The sequence below is a fragment of the Streptomyces sp. NPDC002104 genome (genome assembly GCF_053593795.1).
On sequence record NZ_JBSFDF010000018.1, the window covers coordinates 78,852 to 96,081 of the forward strand.

Consider the following 17,230-nt stretch of genomic DNA (forward strand, 5'->3'; position numbering starts at 1 on the left):
ACCTCGCCGGAGGTCAGCCCTCCCGGCCCTGGCCCGTCCCCGGCAGGGTGACGCACTCGGCGCGCCGTTCCCTGGAGTCGGTGCCGGTGAGGAGGACCTCGGGGGCCGGGCTGGTGTGCGCCGCCGCGAGGGCCGTGCACGCCAGCTGGCGCAGGGCGGCTCCGGACAGCGGCTCGACCGGGAGGGGCAGGGCGACGCGCAGGGTCTTCCCGTCGCCGTCGGACGTGACGGCCGCCCGGGCGCGGTCCGTGCCGTCCGCGGTCCTGTCCGGCGCCGGGATCTCGGTGGTCAGACCGGCTTCCCGCGCGGCCTCGCCCGGGCCCTCCAGCAGGACCTGGATCGTGAAGCCGATGTCGGGCCGCTGCATCCGGTCGGAGACCGGGACGGGGACGAGCGCGCCGCCGGGCGCGATGAAGTACAGCAGGCCCGGGTCCGGCGCGGTGGCCAGTTTCACGGTCCCGGCGCGGCCGCTCTCGACGACCCCGGTGGTGGCGATGCCGCAGCCGGTGGCGAGCAGCAGCGGGACGGTCAGCGCGGCCGCGGCGGCGGCCCTGCGCACCCGGGTCATACGCGGGCCTCCAGCGGCATGTCGAGGGTGAAGAGCGCGCCGCCGCCGGGGCCGTTGGCCGCGCGCAGGGTGCCGCCGTGCAGGCGGACGTTCTCCAGGGTGATGGCCAGGCCCAGGCCGCTGCCCGTGGAGCGGGTGCGGGCGGCGTCGGCCTTGAAGAAGCGGTCGAAGATGTGCGGCAGCACCTCGGGGGCGATGCCGGGCCCGCTGTCGGCGACCTCGACGATCAGCCGCTCGCCCTCGGGCCCGGTCGCGGTGCGGACGGCGACGCGGACCGGGGTCCCGCCGTGTTTGAGGGCGTTGCCCACGAGGTTGGCGAGGACCACGTCGAAGCGGCGCGGGTCGAGCCGGGCGCGGATGTCCGGGGGCAGGTCGGTGGTGACCCGCCCGTCGGTCCAGTGCCGGCGTTCCAGGGTCTTGGTGACGGCCTCGGCGACGTCGACCTCGTCGAGGTTGAGCTCGGCGGCGCGGGCGTCGAAGCGGGAGATCTCCATGAGGTCCTCGACGAGCACGGCCAGTTTCCCGGTCTCGGCGCTGATCAGCCGCAGTGCCTTGGCGGTGTCGGCGTCGAGTTCCTCGGCGCCCTCGTCGAGCACCTCGGTGACCGCGAGCATCCCGGCGAGCGGGGTGCGCAGTTCGTGGGAGACGTCGGCGGCGAAGCGGCGGGCGCGGGCCTCGGCCTCCCGGAGTTCGCTGACCGACTGTTCGAGTGCGCGGGCGGTCTCGTTGAAGGTGCGGGCGAGTCCGGCGAGTTCGTCGGCGCCGCGCACCTCGATCCGGGTGTCGAGCCGGCCGCGTCCCAGCCGCTGCGCGGCCTTGCGCATGTCGCGTACGGGTCTCAGGACGCTGCGCGCCGCGAGCAGGGCGGGAATCAGGGCGATGGCCAGGCCCGGTACCGCGCCCGTGCGGGCGGCGGCGACCAGGGCCTCGACGGTGGTCTGTTCGCTGTCCAGGGGCACGACCGCGTAGAAGACGGCCCCGGTGGTCTCGTAGGCCTCGCCGTACTTGAAGACGGCGGGCATGCCGACGACGAGGGAGAGGTTGCCGGCCCGGTCCCGGACGCGCTGGAAGGCCCCGTGGGGATGGGAGGCCACCTGGCCGCGGAGCTGGTCGGTGAGGGAGGAAGAGGTGGCCGGGCCGCCCTGGTTGGAGGTGGCGCGGAGCTTTCCGTACTCCCCGTAGACGATCCAGGGGTGCGGCTGGCCGCGTTTGCCCAGTTCCCCGACGAGCCGCTGGAGTTCCGCCTGTCCCATGGGCAGTTGGGTGTACTGGGAGTCCACCAGGTCGCGCAGGGTGCTGACGGCGGTGTCCTGGCTCTGCTTGAGGATCGCGTTGCGGGCCTGCTGGTAGGTGAGGGCGGCCGTGCTCACCGCGCAGATGGCGGCGACCAGCAGGAAGGCGGCGATCAGCCGGGTGCGCAGCCCCAGCGGTGCGAAACGTCTCATGCGCGGCGCTTACAGCGGGCCGAAGCGGTAGCCGAAGCCGCGCACGGTCTGGATGTAGCGGGGGGCGCCCTCGGGGTCCTCGATCTTGTGGCGCAGGCGGCGTACGCAGGCGTCCACCAGCCGGGCGTCGGCGTGGTAGCTGTGCTCCCACACGTATTCGAGGAGCTGCTGGCGGGAGAAGACCTGCTCGGGCGAGGCCGACAGGTGCAGCAGGAGCTTGATCTCGCTGGGGGCCAGGGGGAGGCGCTCGCCGTTCCTGGCGACGGTGAGCCCGGCGCGGTCGATGGCCAGCTCTCCGTGGAACTCCACGTCGGGGCGGCCGCCCGCGGGTTCGGTGAGGCGGCGCAGCACCGCCTTGATGCGGGCTTCGATGACCTCGGTGCGGGCGGGTTTGACGATGTAGTCGTCGGCTCCGGCCTCCAGGCCGACGACTATGTCGAAGTCGTCCCCGCGTGCGGTGAGCATGATGATCGGGACCTGGCTGGTCTCGCGGATCCGGCGGCAGACCTGGACGCCGTTGATGCCGGGCAGCATGAGGTCGAGCAGGACGAGCTCGGGATGGAAGCTCGCCATGAGGTCGAGTCCGGCCTCGCCGGTCTCCGCGGCGCTCACGTCGTGGCCTCTGCGGCGCAGGCCGAGGCCCACGCCCTCCCGGATGGAAGGGTCGTCCTCGATCAGCAGTACGCGTGGCATCGGGTCAGTATTCCAGGGTCGTCGATCGGTCCCCTCCCGCTTTCGGCCGATATGGGCGGCCGGAAGCGGGACGGCGCAGGCGGTCTAGCGACCGGTTCTGCGCCGTGCGGAGGCCAGCAGGTCGGTGATCTCCGCGATCCGCAGGGGGCGGGCGAGGAGTACGACGACGACGGCGATCACCACGGTTCCCAGCAGGGCCCCGGTGATGTTCCCGAGCATCCCGGGAAGGTCCGCGAACCGCTCGGCGGCCCGCGCGGCGGCGTACCCGGCGACGGCCGCCGGGGCGCAGGCGGCGAGGAGCCGCAGGTGGGTCCGCAGTGCGGTGCTCCGGCGTTCCGTACGGGTCCCCGCGCGCGGGCCGAGCCGCCGGGCGAGGACGTACGCGGTGACGGCCGCGCCCGCCATGTAGGCGACCGAGCAGGCCGCGGCCATGCCGGTGACCGCCCAGCGCGGCGGCAGCAGGAGGTACGCGGTGGCCGAGAGCCCGGCGTTGAGGGCGGCGATGGTGAGGTTGAGGAAGAAGGGGGTCCGGGTGTCGGAGAGGGCGTAGAAGCCGCGGGAGAGCACGTACTGCGCGGAGTAGGCGATGAGGCCCGGTGCGAAGGCGGCGAGCATGCCGGCCATGACGGCCACGTCGGCGGGGCCGGTGCGGCCGTGCTCGAAGACGGCGCCCATCACCCAGGGGGCGAGGGCGGCGTAGAGCGCGGCGGCGGGGACGACCAGGGCCGCGCTGGAGCGCAGCGCGTAGGAGACGTCCTTGCGCACGGCCGCGAGGTCGCCGTCGGTGGCGGCGCCGCTCATCCGGGGCATGAGGGCGGTGACGAGGGAGACGGTGACGATGCCTTGCGGGACCATCCACAGCAGGTAGGCGTTGCTGTAGGCGAGGTAGCCGGCGCCGCCCGCGACGCCCTGGTCGACGGCGTGCCGGCCGGTGGCGGTGGAGAGCCGGGTCACGACCCAGTACGCGATCTGGTTGGTCAGGACGAGCATGACGAGCCAGCCCGCGTTGCGCAGCGGGCGGGCCAGTCCGCTGCCGCGCCAGTCGAAGCGGGGGCGCCAGCGGAAGCGGGCGGAGCGCAGCGAGGGGATCAGGCCGAGGGCCTGCACGACGATGCCGGCGGTGGTGCCGATGCCCAGCAGCCGGGTGTCGGAGGCGCTCAGCGTCCCGGCGGAACCGTGCGAGACGGCGAGGTAGAGCGCGAAGACGGCGATGACGACCAGGTTGTTGAGGACCGGGGTCCACATCATGGCGCCGAACCGGCCGCGGGCGTTGAGCACCTGTCCCAGCAGCGTGAACAGCCCGTAGAACAGGATCTGCGGGAGGCAGTACCGGGCCAGGGCCACGGTGGTGGACTCCTGGCCGCCGCTGTAGCCGGTGTACGCCGAGACGATCAGCGGGGCGGCCACGACGGCGGCGGCGGTGAGGACCACCAGCGCGGCCGTGCAGGCGGTGAGCAGCCGGTCGGTGTAGGCGGCGCCGCCGTCGGCGTGCTCCTTGGCGGCGCGGACCAGCTCGGGCACGAAGACGGCGTTGAGGGCGCCGCCGATGAGCAGGATGTACAGGATGTTCGGGACGGTGTTGGCGACCGCGTAGCCGTCGCCGAGCAGGGCGGTGCCGAGGGCGGCGCCGATCACGGCGGAGCGGACGAAGCCGGTGGCGCGCGAGACGATCGAGCCGGCGGCCATGAGCGCGCCGCTGCGCAGCACCGAGGTCTTCCTCGGTGCCGCGCTGTCGGTGCGGGTGCCGGTGCCGGTTCCTGCCGGGTCGGGGGTGTCCGCCGCGGCCGGGGCGCCGGCCGCTCTGGGGTCTGCGAGGGTCACCGGCGGGCCATGTACGCCTGGAACGCCTTGTAGAGGGCCGTGTTGGCGCATCCGTCCATGGAGGTCTCCCACTCGCCGAGGGTTTCGACGACCTGCCCGCCGGTGCCGAGCTTCCAGCGCAGCAGCCCGAAGGAACGTTCGTCGGGGTCGAGGGTGGAGGGTACCCCGCGCATGTCGTATTCGTCCGCTCCGAGGGCATGTGCGTCGCACATCATGCGCCACTGCAGGGCGTTGCTGGGGCGGACCTCGCGGCGGTGGTCCGCGGAGGCTCCGGTCTGGTACCAGACCCGGCGGCCGGCCACGACCATGGTGTGCGCGGCGAGGATCTCGCCCTGGTGAACGCCCAGGTAGAGGCGCATGCGGCCGGGTTCCTCGGCGTTGAGGACCTCGTACTGCTGCTGGTAGTACGCGAGGGAGCGGCCGAGGCGGAAGCCATCGCGTTCCTCGGTGATGCGCAGCAGCCGGTAGAACTCGGGCAGCTCGGCGGCGCCGCCGACGACCGTCTCGACCCCCGCCTTCGTGGCCTTGCGCACATTGCGCCGCCACTCCTGGTTCAGGCCCGACCACAGGTCGTCGAGGGTGCGTCCGGCGAGCGGGACGCGGAAGACGTGGCGGGGCTGGGCGTCGCCGTCGTCCTCGCCCCCGCAGCGCTTCCAGCCGCGGGTGCGCAGCCGGTCGGCGAGCGCGGCGCCGACCGGGTCGACCTCGGTGGCGAGCACGTCGGAGATCTGCCGGCCCGGGCCGGTGCCCGCCTTGGCGGCGGCCGCGTCCCAGCGGCGGTAGGCGGGAGTGGGGCCGATGCGGACGGCGAAGGCGCCGGAGGCCTTGAGGTGGTTCTTGAGGGGGGTCAGCCAGCGGTCGATGTCGGGGTCGGCCCAGTCGGCGACGGGTCCTTCGGGGAGATAGGCGAAGTATTTGCGGGTGCCGGGGAATTGGCGGAAGAGCACGAGCCCGGCCCCTTGGATTTCACCGCCGGGGTAGTGCCATCCGACCCTTTCCGACCGCCAAAGGTCCTTTACTCCGGCCCAGGACGGGTACTGCAGAAAACTGGCCCGGCCGTCCCGGGAAAGGAATCCCTGATATTCCGGGACGGACAGGGAGCGCACGGTGAGCTCCCCGTCCCGGCTTCGGGTCTGGTGCTGCTGGGTGGGGGTCACGAGCAGTGCACACACGGCTGACCGGCCTTCCTGTACGTCCTGTCCACTCCATTCGGTGGCTGCACAGGACTCTCACAGGCGCCCGTGACCGCGGTGTTCGGCGATTGTGACCGGACGATGACCGTATCGCTGCGGTCCATGTCACATGGGAAATCCTGAAGTTTTCCTGATCTCCCGCAACCTAGAGTTGTCCCGTTCGCATCTCCTTTTGCGGACGATCATTACTTCGGAGGGGTTTTCGTTGAGCCGCACACGCCGGGTCTTCTCTGTACGCAGCCGCACCGCACTGGTGGCCGGTACCGCTCTGCTGGCCGCCTCGCTGGCGGCCTGCGGTGGCGGTGGCGCCGCCGCGGGCGGCGGGGGCAAGGCGGAGATGAAGGAGAAGCCGGCCATGGCGGTCTCGGTGAACCTCACCGGCGACCAGGTCAAGGCGGGGGCGCCGGTGACCGTGACCATCGCGGAGGGGAAGCTCGCCTCGGTGAAGGTGACGGACGCCAAGGGCGGCGAGCTGCCCGGGCAGATATCCGCCGACGGCAAGACCTGGACCTCGCAGGGCAATGCCCTGCCCTCGGCGGAGTACAAGGTCGAGGCCCAGAACACCGACAGCCAGAGCGCGACCACCGCGTTCAAGACCTCGGCTCCCGACAAGGTGAACAAGGTCTCGATCAACGTCTCCAAGGGCAGCACCGTGGGTGTGGCCATGCCGGTCTCGATCGTCTTCGACAACCCGGTGAAGAACAAGGCCGAGGTGGAGAAGCGGCTCAAGGTCACCACCACGGACAACACGGTGGGTTCCTGGGGCTGGATCAAGGACTACTCGGGCCGGGACCGGGTGGACTGGCGCCCCAAGGAGTACTGGAAGTCCGGCACCGACGTGAAGGTCCAGATGAACCTGAACGGTGTGGACTCCGGCCCGGGCGGCGGGATGTTCGTGAAGGACTACAGCACCGAGTTCAAGATCGGCAAGGACCGCCGGATCAAGGTGGACCTCAGCTCCAAGCAGATGTCGGTCACCGAGGACGGCCGGACGGTCGACACCATCCCGGTCTCGGCCGGCACTCCGGGCGGCAAGAAGGCCTCCTGGGACGGGAAGATGGTGCTGATGGCGAAGGAGGGCACGATCCGGATGAACTCCGAGACCGTGGGCCTGGGCGACGCCTACGACAAGGACGTCGACTACTCGATCCGGCTGACCTGGTCGGGCATGTACGTGCACGCCGCGCCGTGGAACACCGCCAACTTCGGCCGCGCCAACACCAGTTCCGGCTGCGTGGGGATGAGCGACGCCAACGCCAAGGCCTTCTTCGCGGCGGCGCAGGTCGGTGACCCCTTCGAGGTCGTGGGCCAGGGATCCAAGGGCAACCCGGACCCGGGCAACGGCTACGGCGAGTGGAACATGAGCTGGGAGCAGTGGCAGAGCAGGAGCGCCCTCGCCGGGACCCCGCAGGTCGGCTGAGGCGGTGCGCCGCGGCGGCGGGGCGACACCGCCCCCCCTTCCGTGAAGTTGACCATCATTCAATCGTTACCGGCACGTAACTTACCCACGGGTTACTAGCGGTAATCCCCTCCCGTTACCGTCGGGTCACTTTGACACCCGGCACACGCGAGGAGCGATCGATGGTCCGCACGGTCCGCACCACCAGCACCGCGGCCGCCATGGCAGCCGTACTCGCGGCAGCCGCCCTGGGCCTGGCCCCCCATCAGGCCCAGGCGGCCCCCGCCACCCCGGCCGCCGCCCTCTCGGCAGCCTCTTCGGCGGTCGGCTTCCACGACATCCCCGGCTCCGGCGGCATCACCCTCAAGGGCAACGTCTTCACCCCGGCGGGCGCCGCAGCCGGCACGGCGTATCCGCTGATCGTGCTGCCGACCAGCTGGGGCATGCCGCAGATCGAATACATCGCCCAGGCCAAACAGCTCGCCGACTCCGGCTACGTGGTGGTCAGTTACACCTCCCGCGGCTTCTGGCTCTCCGGCGGCGAGATCGAGACCGCCGGCCCGAAAGACATCGCCGACGTCTCGGCCGTCATCGACTGGGCGCTCGCGAACACCCCGGCCGACGCCGCGCACATCGGCATGGGCGGGGTCTCGTACGGCGCCGGCATCAGCCTGCTGGCCTCGGCGAGCGATCCGCGCATCAAGGCCGTGGTCGCGCTCAGCGGCTGGGCCGATCTCATCGAGTCCATCTACTCCGGCCGCACCCAGCACCTCCAGGCCGCCGCCCTGCTCGGCGGCGCCGGCTTCCTCACCGGGCGCCCCGGCCCCGAACTCCAGCAGATCCTCGGCGACTTCCTCGGCTCGAAGCTGGACCGGGAACCGCAGATGATCGAATGGGGCAAGAAGCGCTCCGCCGCCGAGAAGGTGGACGCGATCAACGCCAACGGCGCCGCCATCATGCTCGGCAACGCCTGGGGCGACACCATCTTCCCGCCCAACCAGTACGCCAAGTTCTTCGAGAAGCTGACCGGCCCCAAGCGCCTGGAGCTGCGCCCCGGCGACCACGCCACCGCCGAGGCGACCGGGCTCCTCGGCCTGCCCAACGACACCTGGACCAACGCCCACCGCTGGTTCGACCGCTACCTCAAGGGTGCGGCCAACGGCGTCGACACCGAGGCCCCGGTGCAGATCAAGCCCCGCAGCGACGGCGGGTACGAGGGCTACGCCGACTGGAAGTCGGTCGGCGCGGGCGGCACCGAGAAGCTGATGCTCTCCGACAGCGAGCACCTGTTCACCGGCATCGACTCCGGCGCCAACGGCGGGATCGTCCTGCTCTCCAGCCTGTTCGACCAGATCGCCCAGGCGCCCCCCGCCGCCTCCGTCCCGCTGCTCCCCCGCGCCTTCGCCGCCGTCTGGCAGTCCCCGCGCCACGAGGAGGAGCGCCGGGTCCGGGGCACGGTGAGGGTGCACACCACCGTCACCCCGTCGAAGTCCGACGGCACCTTCGTCGCGTACCTCTACGACGTGGGCCCGCTCGGCATCGGGAAGCTGATCAGCAACGCCCCGTACACCTTCCACGACCGGCCGGCCGGCCGGCCCTTCGGCGTGGACCTGGAGCTCTTCTCCACGGCCTACGACGTCCCGGCCGGGCACCGCCTGGCGGTGGTCGTCGACTCCGTCGACCCGCTGTACATCGAGCACAACCCGACCGGCGCGCAACTGACCTTCTCCTCGCCGCGCACCGATCCCTCGTACGTCTCGGTGCCGCTGCGCGAGCAGTGATCCACGGCTGCAGCCGGGCCGGGTGTGGCTCTGGGGGGTGCGCCCTCCGGGTCAGATCCGGCCCGGCAGCGCCGCCGAGGGGTCGGCCGTGTCGATGTCGATGCCGACCGCCTTCGTCTTGGGGTTGCCCCGCTCGCGCCGGGCCACCCAGGTGGCGAACCAGGACAGGAGCATGCACATCCCGATGTAGATCGGCGAGATGATCATCACGACGGGGATGAAGGGCAGGTCGTAGTCGAGGTTGGAGGCGATCAGTTTGCCCGCGTGCAGGAACTCCTCGTAGGTGATCAGGTAGCCGAGCGAGGTGTCCTTCAGGGCGACCACGAGCTGGCTGATGATCGTGGGCAGCATCGCCCGGACCGCCTGCGGGGCCAGGACGTGGGTCATCACCTGGGTCTTGCGCATGCCCAGGGCGTACGCGGCCTCGCGCTGGCCCTTCTCGACGGAGTTGATGCCCGTCCGGAAGACCTCGGCCAGCACCGAGCCGTTGTACAGGGTCAGTCCGGCGACCAGCGCGGGCAGCGGCTGGACCTTGAGCGCGACGAAGATGAAGAAGATCATCACCAGCACCGGCATGGCCCGGAAGAACTCCACGCACAGCGTGGACAGCCAGCGCACGGGCCGGTGGACCGAGAGCCGGCCGGTCGCGAGCACCGCGCCGAGCAGGAGCGAGAGCACCGAGGCGTAGGCGAAGGCCTTGAGGGTGTTCCAGAGCCCCTTGAGCAGCAGCTCCTGGATGCCCTTGTACGCGAAGGGGGTCCACTTGGCCGCAGTGAACTGGTTCGTGTCGAAGAGCAGGTAGAGCAGCCAGCCGATGAGAGCGAGGATGACGGCCGTCGAGGCGATCCCGTAGAAGAAGTGGCGGCGCTGGGCGCGCGGGCCCGGCAGGTCGTAGAGGGCGGTGGACTCCAGGTCACCGCGGAGCGCGTGCGCGGTCATCGGGCGACTCCGTAGCGCTTTTCTAGCACGTTGAACAGCGCGCTGATGGACAGGGTGATGATCAGGTAGCCCACCGCGATCCAGACGAAGGTCCAGATGATGCTGTAGCCCAGCTCGTTGAGGGTCTTGTACGTGCCCAGCAGCTCGGTGACGCTGAAGGCCCCGGCGATCGCGGAGTTCTTGGCGAGCGCGATCAGCGTGGAGCCGATGGGCGGGATGACGGAGCGGAAGGCCTGGGGCAGGACGACGGTGCCCAGGGTCTGGCCGAAGGACATGCCGAGGCTGCGGGCCGCCTCGCCCTGGCCCTTGGGCACGGTGTTGATGCCGGAGCGCAGGACCTCGCAGATGAAGGCCGAGGTGTAGCAGCCCAGGGCCAGCACCGCGAAGAGCTGGAAGGGCAGGACCAGGCCGAAGCGGGGCAGGCCGAGCAGGACCGCGAAGAAGAGCAGGGTGAGCGGGGTGTTGCGCAGGATGGTCACCCAGACGGTGCCGAAGACCCGGAAGGAGCCGACGGGGGCGACGCGGAAGGAGGCCATCAGGAATCCGAGGACCAGGGCCAGGAGGGAGGCGTAGAACGTGAGTTCCACGGTGCCGAGGAATCCCTTCCCGTAGAGCGAGAAGTTCTCCGTGAGTACGTCCATGGCGGTGCGCTCTCCCCTCAGCTCGCCGGGTAGCGGTCGATGGCGGGCGGCGAGGGCGCGGGCTCTCCGGAGAGGCCGAGCGTGGCCTCGTAGGCCTTCTTCCAGTTGCCGTTCTTCTCGTTCGCGGCGAGGGCGTCGTCGAGGGCGAAGCGCAGCGCGCTGTCGGAGCGCGGGACGCCGATGCCGTAGGGCTCCTCGGAGAAGGGCTTGCCGACCACCTTGAGCTCCTCGGGGACCTTGGCGGCGTAGCCGAGGAGGATGGAGTCGTCGGTGGAGACGGCGTCGACCTGGTAGGTCAGCAGGTTGTCCACGCAGACCGAGTAGGTGTCGTAGGCGACGAGGACGGCGCGCGGGAACTCCTTCTGGAGCCGCTGGTAGGGGGTGGAGCCGGCGGCCGAGCAGACCTTCTTGCCGGCGAGGTCCTCGGGGCCCTTGATGTCCGTCTCCCCCTTGCGCACCAGCAGGGACTGGCCGGCCATGAAGTAGGGGCCGGCGAAGCCGACCTGCTTCTTGCGGTTGTCGTTGATCGTGTAGGTGCCCACGTAGTAGTCGATCTGGCCGTTCTGCAGGGCGGTCTCGCGGTTGGCGGAGGCGATGGTCTTGAACTCGATCGTCTTGGGGTCGAAGCCGAGCGAGGCGGACATCATCTTGGCGATCTCGATGTCGAAGCCGGAGTAGCCGCCGCTCGCGGGGTCCTTCTCCCCCATGTACGGCTGGTCCTCCTTGACGCCGACCACGAGGTGGCCGCGCTTCTTGGCCTTCGTCCAGGTCGGGGACTGCGGCAACTGGAAGCCGGCCGCCACCTGGTAGACGGGCAGGTCCTCGGGCTGCGGGCCCTTGACCGGCGGGCTGCCGGACTTGCCGCAGCCTGCGAGGGCGCCCACGAGGACGAGGGCGAGGGCCAGGGCGAAGGCGGCGGCGCGGGAGCGGATGCGGGTACGAGCGTGTTGCGTCGGGTGTGTCATCGGGCCGCCCCTCAGTGCTTGAGGATCTTGGAGAGGAAGTCCTTGGCCCGCTCGCTCTCGGGGGCGGTGAAGAAGGCCTCCGGGGTGCGGTCCTCGACGATCTTTCCGTCGGCCATGAACACGACGCGGTTGGCGGCGGAGCGGGCGAAGCCCATCTCGTGGGTGACCACGACCATGGTCATGCCCTCCGCGGCGAGCTGCTGCATGACCTCCAGCACCTCGTTGATCATCTCCGGGTCGAGCGCCGAGGTGGGCTCGTCGAAGAGGAGGGCCTTGGGGTTCATGGCGAGCGCGCGGGCGATGGCCACGCGCTGCTGCTGGCCACCGGAGAGCTGGGCCGGGAACTTCTCGGCCTGGTTCGCGAGCCCGACCCGCTCCAGCAGCTCGCGGGAGCGCTTGTCCGCCTCGTCCTTCTTGCGCTTCCTGACCTTGATCTGGGCGAGGGAGACGTTGGCGAGGACCGTCTTGTGCGCGAAGAGGTTGAAGGACTGGAAGACCATCCCCACGTCCGCGCGGAGCGCGGCGAGCTCCTTGCCCTCGGCCGGCAGCGGCTTCCCGTCGAGCGTGATCGTGCCCGACTCGATGGTCTCCAGCCGGTTGATCGCCCGGCACAGGGTCGATTTCCCGGAGCCGGAGGGGCCGATGACCACCACCACCTCCCCGCGGCCGACGACGAGGTTGATGTCCTGGAGGACGTGCAGTTGTCCGAAGTGCTTGTTGACGTCCCGCAGCTCGATCAACGGATCGACGGCCATACGCTGCCCTGCCCACTTGGTCGGTGTGTCGAGGTCAGCGCAAACTATCCAGCCGCGGAAGGGCACTTCACCGCGACACGCCTAAAAGCCGCATAAAGGCCCGCGAGGTCAGCCTTACGTGGAGATCGTGCTTCCGGAGACGACGTACGGCCAAAGGCGCTCACCCTCCGCGGGCGGCTCAGCCCTCCGCGGGCCGCTCAGCCCTCCGAGGCCTCGGCGTACGCCTGGCTGAGCTCGGGGGAGCCCGTCATCGCCCAGGACACCCCCGACTCGACCACGTTCAGCTCGCGGCCCGAGGCCAGCCGGATCATCGGCTGCCCGTTGGGCCACACCTGCCAGGCGGCTCCCGGGACGGAGCGGACGATCACGGTCCCGAGGTAAAAGCCCGCGTCGTTGCCGAGCCACGGGGTGACCTCCGGATCCCGGCGCCAGCGCGGCATCAGCTGGTCGATCCCCTCCAACGACCCCGGGCTCTCGTCGAGTTCGAGCCCGGCGGAGCGTGCGTGGGCACGCAGCATCTCGCATTCCGCGAACAGCTCGTTGATCCCCTCGGGATCGTCCGCGAGGGCCGCGGCGAGTCCCGCGCCCCGGTCCGTTTCATGTCGGTTGATCCAGTTGGCCAGAAAAGGGATGTTCATGGGGCCAGCCTGACACCAGGATCCACGACGGGCCATAGGGCGCGCCTGAGGATCACGGGGCCCCGGGCACAATCCGCGGGGCGGACCGCGGGCACCGTCCGCGCGCACCATCCGCGTGCACAATCCGCGCGCACCGGACGATCACCTTCGGAGAGACTGGCGCGATGAACTCCACGGCCCCGGCCACCCCGCAGGAACGGGCCCTTCTCCACGTCACCGGGCTGTCGTCCGGCGATCCCGTGGATCCGGCCCTGCGCGTGACCGTCAACTTCCACCCGGACCGGCAGGTGCGGGGCAGGCCGATCCTCGACGCCCTCGCACGGGAGGGAACCTACCGCTCACAGTTCGTCACGGGTGTGAGCAACGGCGGTCTGACCGCCCACCCCGGCGGGGACCGGTGGCGCTGGGAGAGCAGGATCTTCGCCGAGGCCTACGACGAAGCGCCCGCGCACGAGCGGCCCGTCTACGGGGCCCTGAACTTCCGCCGCAAGCAGGCCGGCGGCGCACCGCGCTTCGGGTCCGCCCACTTCCGGCTGACCGCCGGCTCCCTGGCACGGACCACCTTCTGCTACCCCGACAGCTTCCTCGAACCCTCGGACTTCGGTGTCGCGTCCCGCATGGCGCTGATCGCCCTGGCCGAGGCCGACGACCAGGACGACCTGGACGACTACGTCGAGGCGCAGGTGCACGGACCGGTCGAGCTGGACCGTGACGTGGAGGCGCTGGTCCTGGACCCGTGCTACCGCGGCACGGAGGTGGAGGCCGCGGCCCTGCGCCTGCCCTGCCCGCTGGAGTGGCACGGCGGGTTCGAACTCTCCGTCGGGGAGCTGCGGGTGCACCCCGGGTACCGCGGACAGGAGTACGTGGAGCTGGGCGCGGCCGTCGCGGACGGCGGGCGGCTCGATCCCCGGTGCATCGGGGAGGCCGTGCGCGCCGGCCGCCACGACGAGCAGGCCCTCAAGAGGGTGCGGCGCTGCCTCGCACGCTTCGGGGCTCCCGCCGGGCGGGGTCGGGCCGGGAGCCGGCCGCCGGTCTAGAGCTCCAGGTCGACGACGACCGGTGCGTGGTCGGAGGCACCCTTGCCCTTGCGCTCCTCGCGGTCCACGTAGGAGTCGGTGACGGCCTTGGTGAAGGCCGGGTTGCCGTAGACCAGGTCGATGCGCATGCCGCGGTTCTTCGGGAAGGCCAGCATCCGGTAGTCCCAGAAGGTGTACGGCCGGTCGTACTTGAGCGCGCGCGGGAAGACGTCGGAGAGCCCGGCCGCCCGCAGCTGCTCCAGGGCGGCCCGCTCGGCGGGGGTGACGTGGGTCAGACCCGCGAAGACCGCCGGGTCGTAGACGTCCTCGTCGGTCGGGGCCACGTTGAAGTCGCCGAGCACCGCGAAGGGGCGCTCCCCCGCCGCGTCCTCGGCGATGGCGGCGGACAGGGCCCGGAACCATTCCAGCTTGTAGCCGTAGTGGTCGTGCTCGACCTCGCGGCCGTTGGGCACGTACACCGACCAGACGCGTACGCCGCCGCAGGTCGCGGAGATGGCGCGGGGCTCCTGGACGCCCTCGTAGTCGGGCCCGTCGGGCAGCCCCACGACCACGTCCTCCAGGCCGACCTTGGAGAGCAGGGCCACGCCGTTCCACCGGCCGGTGGCGTTGACGGCCGACTCGTAGCCCAGGGCGCGGAGCTCCTCGTACGGGAACTGCTCCGCGGAGCACTTGGTCTCCTGGATGCACACGACATCGGCGGCGGAGCTCTCCAGCCAGGCCAGCAGGCGCGGCAGCCGGGCGGTGATCGAGTTGACGTTGAACGTGGCGATACGCATGCCGTCCAACCTACCGCCCGGCACCGACAGTCACAGTTCGGCCGCGTGTCCCGGGGTGAGCCGGCCGTACTCGGCCCCGCCGAGGTTGCCGATCTGGTTCGCGTAGATCGGCAGCACGAGGTCGGTCAGACCGGCGTCGTGGATGGCGAGGGTCTGGCGCGGCTTGACCTCGCGGACGTAGTCGATCACTTCGGCGATCTTGTTCCAGGGCGCGTGCACCGGGATCATGAGGGTCTCGACGGGGGTCGCGGGCACGGTCAGCGCGTCCCCCGGATGGAAGACGGAAGCGTCCACCAGGTAGCCGACATTGGTGATCCGCGGGATGTCCGGGTGGATCACGGCGTGCAGTTCGCCGTGCACCTGGACCTCGAACCCGGCCGCGGTGAAGGCGTCCCCGTGGCCCACGGTGTGGACGCGGCCCGGATAGGCGGGGGCGAGCTTCTCCGCGACGCTGCGCAGGGTCCACAGCCCCGCCGCCGGGTTCGCGTCGAGGGCGGCGCGCAGCCGGCCCTCGTCGAAGTGGTCGGGGTGTTCGTGGGTGACGAGCAGGGCGTCGGCGCCGAGGCCGGCGTCCGGTTCGCTGAAGGCGCCGGGGTCGATGACGAGCACGCGCCCGTCCTTCTCCAGCTGGACGCAGGAGTGCAGCCGCTTGGTGAGCTTCATGATCCAAGGCTAGCGCCGCGGGCACCGGTGCACTGCGGGAAGGCGGAGCCGACCGGATTCGAACCGGCGTCCTCGCAGTTTTGGAGACCGCGCGCGACGACCTCTGCGCTACGGCTCCGCCCCCGGGGCGCACTCTACCCGCGGGGGCGCCCGCGCCTACGGCACGGTCGTGGAGACCACGTAGACCTTGGGGTACCCGGGGTGGCTGAGGTCGACGGTGATGTCACGGGTGGGCCGGCGGGCCGGGGCGTCGAGGGTGATCCCGTGCCAGTCGCCCTCCGGCCCCCAGTTCCAGCCGGCGATCCTGGTGTCGCTCGAGGAGATGGACACCCCGCTGGTCAGGGCCTCCCGGCTGGTGCCGACGTCGGCCAGGAAGGTGTCGAGCTCCTCCGGGGTCAGCCCGAACTGCACGTACAGCCGGCTCGTGTGCCAGTTGTTGGTCTCCAGGTAGCCGACCCGTGAGGCCGTCGCCGGGATCGGGACCTCGTAGATGCTGCGCTGGACCTTGGAGGGCCAGCCGGTGCGGACCTTGGCCGCGCCGACCTTGGAGGCCTTGTCGCGGCCGCTCTGGCGGCTCTGCTGGGCGGAGACGGCGAGGTAGCCCGCCGGGACGCCGACCAGCAGCAGGATGATGATCGCCGTGATCCAGCGCCGCCGCACCACGTGCCTGCGGTCCTCGGCGGGGATCGGCCCGCCGGACCGCTCGTCGGGGGACGGGGCCTGGCGGGGCAGGGAGGGCGGTGTCACTGCTGTTCCTGGTCCTCGGGGCCGGTGGTGGTGTCGCGCCGGCCGAACTGCGCGTAGCGCTCGTACCGCTCCACGCGCCGGCGCGTGGCACGGCGGAAGCGGCGGGCGACGAGCCGGGAGAGGTCGGCGGCGCCGACCATGCCGGCCTCGGGGCCGAGCTGGGCCTTGGCGATGCGGGCCTCGGGGCGGTAGCCGCGGCCGGTGAGGTGGCGGCGGAAGGCGTCGCGGGCGGGGCCGATCAGCAGGTCGTCGGCGGCGCTGACGCCGCCGCCGATGACGAAGCAGGAGGGGTCGAGGGCGGCCGCGAGGTTGGCGATGCCGACGCCGAGCCACTGGCCGATGTCCTGGAGGAGCTCGACGCACATGGCGTCGCCCTCGCGGGCCAGCTCGGTGATGAGCGGCCCGGTGATCTCCTGGACGTTGCCGCCGACCCGGGCGATGAGGTTGTGGGCGACCGGGGAGTCGGCGGCGGCCAGCTCGCGGGCCTCGCGGACCAGGGCGTTGCCGGAGCTGTACTGCTCCCAGCAGCCGCGGTTGCCGCAGGGGCACCGGTGGCCCCCGGGGACCACCTGCATGTGGCCGAACTCGCCGGCGACCCCGTAGCGGCCGCGCTTGACCTGGCCGCCTTCGAGGATGGCCCCGCCGATCCCGGTGCCCAGAGTGATCATGACCAGGTGGTCCTCGCCCCGGCCGGCGCCGAAGCGCCATTCGGCCCAGGCGGCGGTGTTGGCATCGTTGTCCACCATGACCGGGACCGCGAGCCGGGACTGGAGGGCGTCGCGCAGCGGCTCGTCGCGCCAGGCCAGGTGCGGGGCGAACAGGACGCGGGAGCGGTCGGCGTCGACCCAGCCGGCGGCGCCGATGCCGACCGCGTGCACGTCGTGCCGGTCGGAGAGGTCGAGGACCAGTTCGACGATGGTGTCCTCGACCACCTTGGGGCTCTTGGACTTGTCCGGGGTCTCGGTCCGGATCTTCTCCAGGATGACCCCGTCGGCGTCGACGACCCCGGCCATCACCTTGGTGCCGCCGATGTCGATGCCGACGGTCGGAACGCGCGGTGCGGTCAGGTGCGACCTGCGCTCACGGGTCCCGATGGTCCGCAGGACGGTGCCCCGCGCCGCCCCCCGGTGGGCGAGCGTGAAGTCCCGGTACGTGCTCATCGAGTCGTG

Annotated in this window: 17 protein-coding genes and 1 tRNA gene; 3 read left to right on the top strand and 15 right to left on the bottom strand. The window is 71.2% G+C overall.

The window, feature by feature from the left end; genetic code table 11:
• Nucleotides 1-13 precede the first annotated feature (13 nt).
• The 5 genes from ACWCP2_RS17725 to ACWCP2_RS17745 all read right to left on the bottom strand — a co-directional run bounded on the left by ACWCP2_RS17725 (nucleotide 14) and on the right by ACWCP2_RS17745 (nucleotide 5,633).
• Nucleotides 14-568: a hypothetical protein gene (locus tag ACWCP2_RS17725; protein ID WP_450909508.1), complete on the bottom strand. Its 555-nt coding sequence runs from the start codon at nucleotides 566-568 to the stop codon at nucleotides 14-16.
• Nucleotides 565-2,013, bottom strand: a complete 1,449-nt coding sequence (locus ACWCP2_RS17730) for an ATP-binding protein (RefSeq protein WP_450909509.1) — start codon at nucleotides 2,011-2,013, stop codon at nucleotides 565-567. Before ACWCP2_RS17730 ends, ACWCP2_RS17725 begins: the two co-directional genes overlap by 4 nt.
• A gap of 9 nt (nucleotides 2,014-2,022) precedes the next feature.
• Complete coding sequence (locus ACWCP2_RS17735) at nucleotides 2,023-2,706, bottom strand: response regulator (RefSeq protein ID WP_450909510.1); 684 nt, start codon at nucleotides 2,704-2,706, stop codon at nucleotides 2,023-2,025.
• 84 nt (nucleotides 2,707-2,790) lie between these two features.
• Entirely contained in the window at nucleotides 2,791-4,578 is a 1,788-nt protein-coding gene (murJ, locus tag ACWCP2_RS17740) for a murein biosynthesis integral membrane protein MurJ (RefSeq protein WP_450909511.1), read from the bottom strand.
• Nucleotides 4,524-5,633: a lipid II:glycine glycyltransferase FemX gene (locus ACWCP2_RS17745; RefSeq protein ID WP_450909554.1), complete on the bottom strand. Its 1,110-nt coding sequence runs from the start codon at nucleotides 5,631-5,633 to the stop codon at nucleotides 4,524-4,526. The genes murJ and ACWCP2_RS17745 overlap by 55 nt, the downstream gene beginning before the upstream one ends.
• A 292-nt stretch (nucleotides 5,634-5,925) precedes the next feature.
• Between ACWCP2_RS17745 and ACWCP2_RS17750 the strand changes: the two genes are divergently transcribed.
• Nucleotides 5,926-7,140 carry an Ig-like domain-containing protein gene (locus tag ACWCP2_RS17750; RefSeq protein ID WP_450909512.1) on the top strand — a complete coding sequence of 405 codons (1,215 nt, stop codon included), beginning with the start codon at nucleotides 5,926-5,928 and terminating at the stop codon, nucleotides 7,138-7,140.
• Nucleotides 7,141-7,301: 161 nt separating this feature from the next.
• On the top strand, nucleotides 7,302-8,900 hold the full coding sequence (locus ACWCP2_RS17755) for a CocE/NonD family hydrolase (protein WP_450909513.1): 1,599 nt from the start codon (nucleotides 7,302-7,304) through the stop codon (nucleotides 8,898-8,900).
• A gap of 51 nt (nucleotides 8,901-8,951) precedes the next feature.
• Here ACWCP2_RS17755 and ACWCP2_RS17760 read toward each other — a convergent pair whose 3' ends face one another.
• From ACWCP2_RS17760 to ACWCP2_RS17780, 5 genes are all read right to left on the bottom strand, one after another.
• Complete coding sequence (locus tag ACWCP2_RS17760; RefSeq protein WP_450909514.1) at nucleotides 8,952-9,839, bottom strand: amino acid ABC transporter permease; 888 nt, start codon at nucleotides 9,837-9,839, stop codon at nucleotides 8,952-8,954.
• Entirely contained in the window at nucleotides 9,836-10,480 is a 645-nt protein-coding gene (locus ACWCP2_RS17765) for an amino acid ABC transporter permease (RefSeq protein WP_450909515.1), read from the bottom strand. Before ACWCP2_RS17765 ends, ACWCP2_RS17760 begins: the two co-directional genes overlap by 4 nt.
• Nucleotides 10,481-10,497: 17 nt before the next feature.
• Nucleotides 10,498-11,445: a glutamate ABC transporter substrate-binding protein gene (locus tag ACWCP2_RS17770; RefSeq protein ID WP_450909516.1), complete on the bottom strand. Its 948-nt coding sequence runs from the start codon at nucleotides 11,443-11,445 to the stop codon at nucleotides 10,498-10,500.
• Between the two features lie 11 nt (nucleotides 11,446-11,456).
• On the bottom strand, nucleotides 11,457-12,200 hold the full coding sequence (locus tag ACWCP2_RS17775; RefSeq protein WP_450909517.1) for an amino acid ABC transporter ATP-binding protein: 744 nt from the start codon (nucleotides 12,198-12,200) through the stop codon (nucleotides 11,457-11,459).
• 197 nt (nucleotides 12,201-12,397) lie between these two features.
• The gene (locus tag ACWCP2_RS17780; RefSeq protein ID WP_450909518.1) at nucleotides 12,398-12,838 is read right to left on the bottom strand and encodes a DUF6278 family protein; all 441 of its coding nucleotides are present in this window, start codon (nucleotides 12,836-12,838) and stop codon (nucleotides 12,398-12,400) included.
• A 164-nt stretch (nucleotides 12,839-13,002) separates the two neighbouring features.
• Between ACWCP2_RS17780 and ACWCP2_RS17785 the strand changes: the two genes are divergently transcribed.
• On the top strand, nucleotides 13,003-13,875 hold the full coding sequence (locus tag ACWCP2_RS17785; RefSeq protein WP_450909519.1) for a DUF3626 domain-containing protein: 873 nt from the start codon (nucleotides 13,003-13,005) through the stop codon (nucleotides 13,873-13,875).
• Here the strand turns inward: ACWCP2_RS17785 and ACWCP2_RS17790 are convergent.
• The 5 genes from ACWCP2_RS17790 to ACWCP2_RS17810 all read right to left on the bottom strand — a co-directional run bounded on the left by ACWCP2_RS17790 (nucleotide 13,872) and on the right by ACWCP2_RS17810 (nucleotide 17,221).
• On the bottom strand, nucleotides 13,872-14,651 hold the full coding sequence (locus tag ACWCP2_RS17790) for an exodeoxyribonuclease III (RefSeq protein WP_450909520.1): 780 nt from the start codon (nucleotides 14,649-14,651) through the stop codon (nucleotides 13,872-13,874). The two genes, ACWCP2_RS17785 and ACWCP2_RS17790, sit on opposite strands and share 4 nt — an antisense overlap.
• A 30-nt stretch (nucleotides 14,652-14,681) precedes the next feature.
• The gene (locus ACWCP2_RS17795; RefSeq protein ID WP_450909521.1) at nucleotides 14,682-15,314 is read right to left on the bottom strand and encodes an MBL fold metallo-hydrolase; all 633 of its coding nucleotides are present in this window, start codon (nucleotides 15,312-15,314) and stop codon (nucleotides 14,682-14,684) included.
• A gap of 43 nt (nucleotides 15,315-15,357) precedes the next feature.
• A tRNA-Trp gene (locus tag ACWCP2_RS17800) sits at nucleotides 15,358-15,432 on the bottom strand.
• A gap of 38 nt (nucleotides 15,433-15,470) precedes the next feature.
• A complete protein-coding gene (locus ACWCP2_RS17805; RefSeq protein ID WP_450909522.1) occupies nucleotides 15,471-16,061 on the bottom strand; it encodes a hypothetical protein in 591 nt (196 codons plus the stop codon).
• On the bottom strand, nucleotides 16,058-17,221 hold the full coding sequence (locus ACWCP2_RS17810) for an ROK family glucokinase (RefSeq protein ID WP_450909523.1): 1,164 nt from the start codon (nucleotides 17,219-17,221) through the stop codon (nucleotides 16,058-16,060). Before ACWCP2_RS17810 ends, ACWCP2_RS17805 begins: the two co-directional genes overlap by 4 nt.
• Nucleotides 17,222-17,230 lie beyond the last annotated feature (9 nt).

What these genes read in the sequence shown, in the direction of transcription:
- ACWCP2_RS17790 (WP_450909520.1), bottom strand. Translation starts at nt 14,651, where the DNA reads ATGCGTATCGCCACGTTCAACGTCAACTCGATCACCGCCCGGCTGCCG.
- ACWCP2_RS17785 (WP_450909519.1), top strand. Translation starts at nt 13,003, where the DNA reads ATGAACTCCACGGCCCCGGCCACCCCGCAGGAACGGGCCCTTCTCCAC.
- ACWCP2_RS17770 (WP_450909516.1), bottom strand. Translation starts at nt 11,445, where the DNA reads ATGACACACCCGACGCAACACGCTCGTACCCGCATCCGCTCCCGCGCC.
- ACWCP2_RS17735 (WP_450909510.1), bottom strand. Translation starts at nt 2,706, where the DNA reads ATGCCACGCGTACTGCTGATCGAGGACGACCCTTCCATCCGGGAGGGC.
- ACWCP2_RS17760 (WP_450909514.1), bottom strand. Translation starts at nt 9,839, where the DNA reads ATGACCGCGCACGCGCTCCGCGGTGACCTGGAGTCCACCGCCCTCTAC.
- ACWCP2_RS17775 (WP_450909517.1), bottom strand. Translation starts at nt 12,200, where the DNA reads ATGGCCGTCGATCCGTTGATCGAGCTGCGGGACGTCAACAAGCACTTC.
- ACWCP2_RS17730 (WP_450909509.1), bottom strand. Translation starts at nt 2,013, where the DNA reads ATGAGACGTTTCGCACCGCTGGGGCTGCGCACCCGGCTGATCGCCGCC.
- ACWCP2_RS17765 (WP_450909515.1), bottom strand. Translation starts at nt 10,480, where the DNA reads ATGGACGTACTCACGGAGAACTTCTCGCTCTACGGGAAGGGATTCCTC.
- ACWCP2_RS17795 (WP_450909521.1), bottom strand. Translation starts at nt 15,314, where the DNA reads ATGAAGCTCACCAAGCGGCTGCACTCCTGCGTCCAGCTGGAGAAGGAC.
- ACWCP2_RS17780 (WP_450909518.1), bottom strand. Translation starts at nt 12,838, where the DNA reads ATGAACATCCCTTTTCTGGCCAACTGGATCAACCGACATGAAACGGAC.
- murJ (WP_450909511.1), bottom strand. Translation starts at nt 4,578, where the DNA reads ATGCGCCAACACGGCCCTCTACAAGGCGTTCCAGGCGTACATGGCCCG.
- ACWCP2_RS17725 (WP_450909508.1), bottom strand. Translation starts at nt 568, where the DNA reads ATGACCCGGGTGCGCAGGGCCGCCGCCGCGGCCGCGCTGACCGTCCCG.
- ACWCP2_RS17755 (WP_450909513.1), top strand. Translation starts at nt 7,302, where the DNA reads ATGGTCCGCACGGTCCGCACCACCAGCACCGCGGCCGCCATGGCAGCC.
- ACWCP2_RS17810 (WP_450909523.1), bottom strand. Translation starts at nt 17,221, where the DNA reads ATGAGCACGTACCGGGACTTCACGCTCGCCCACCGGGGGGCGGCGCGG.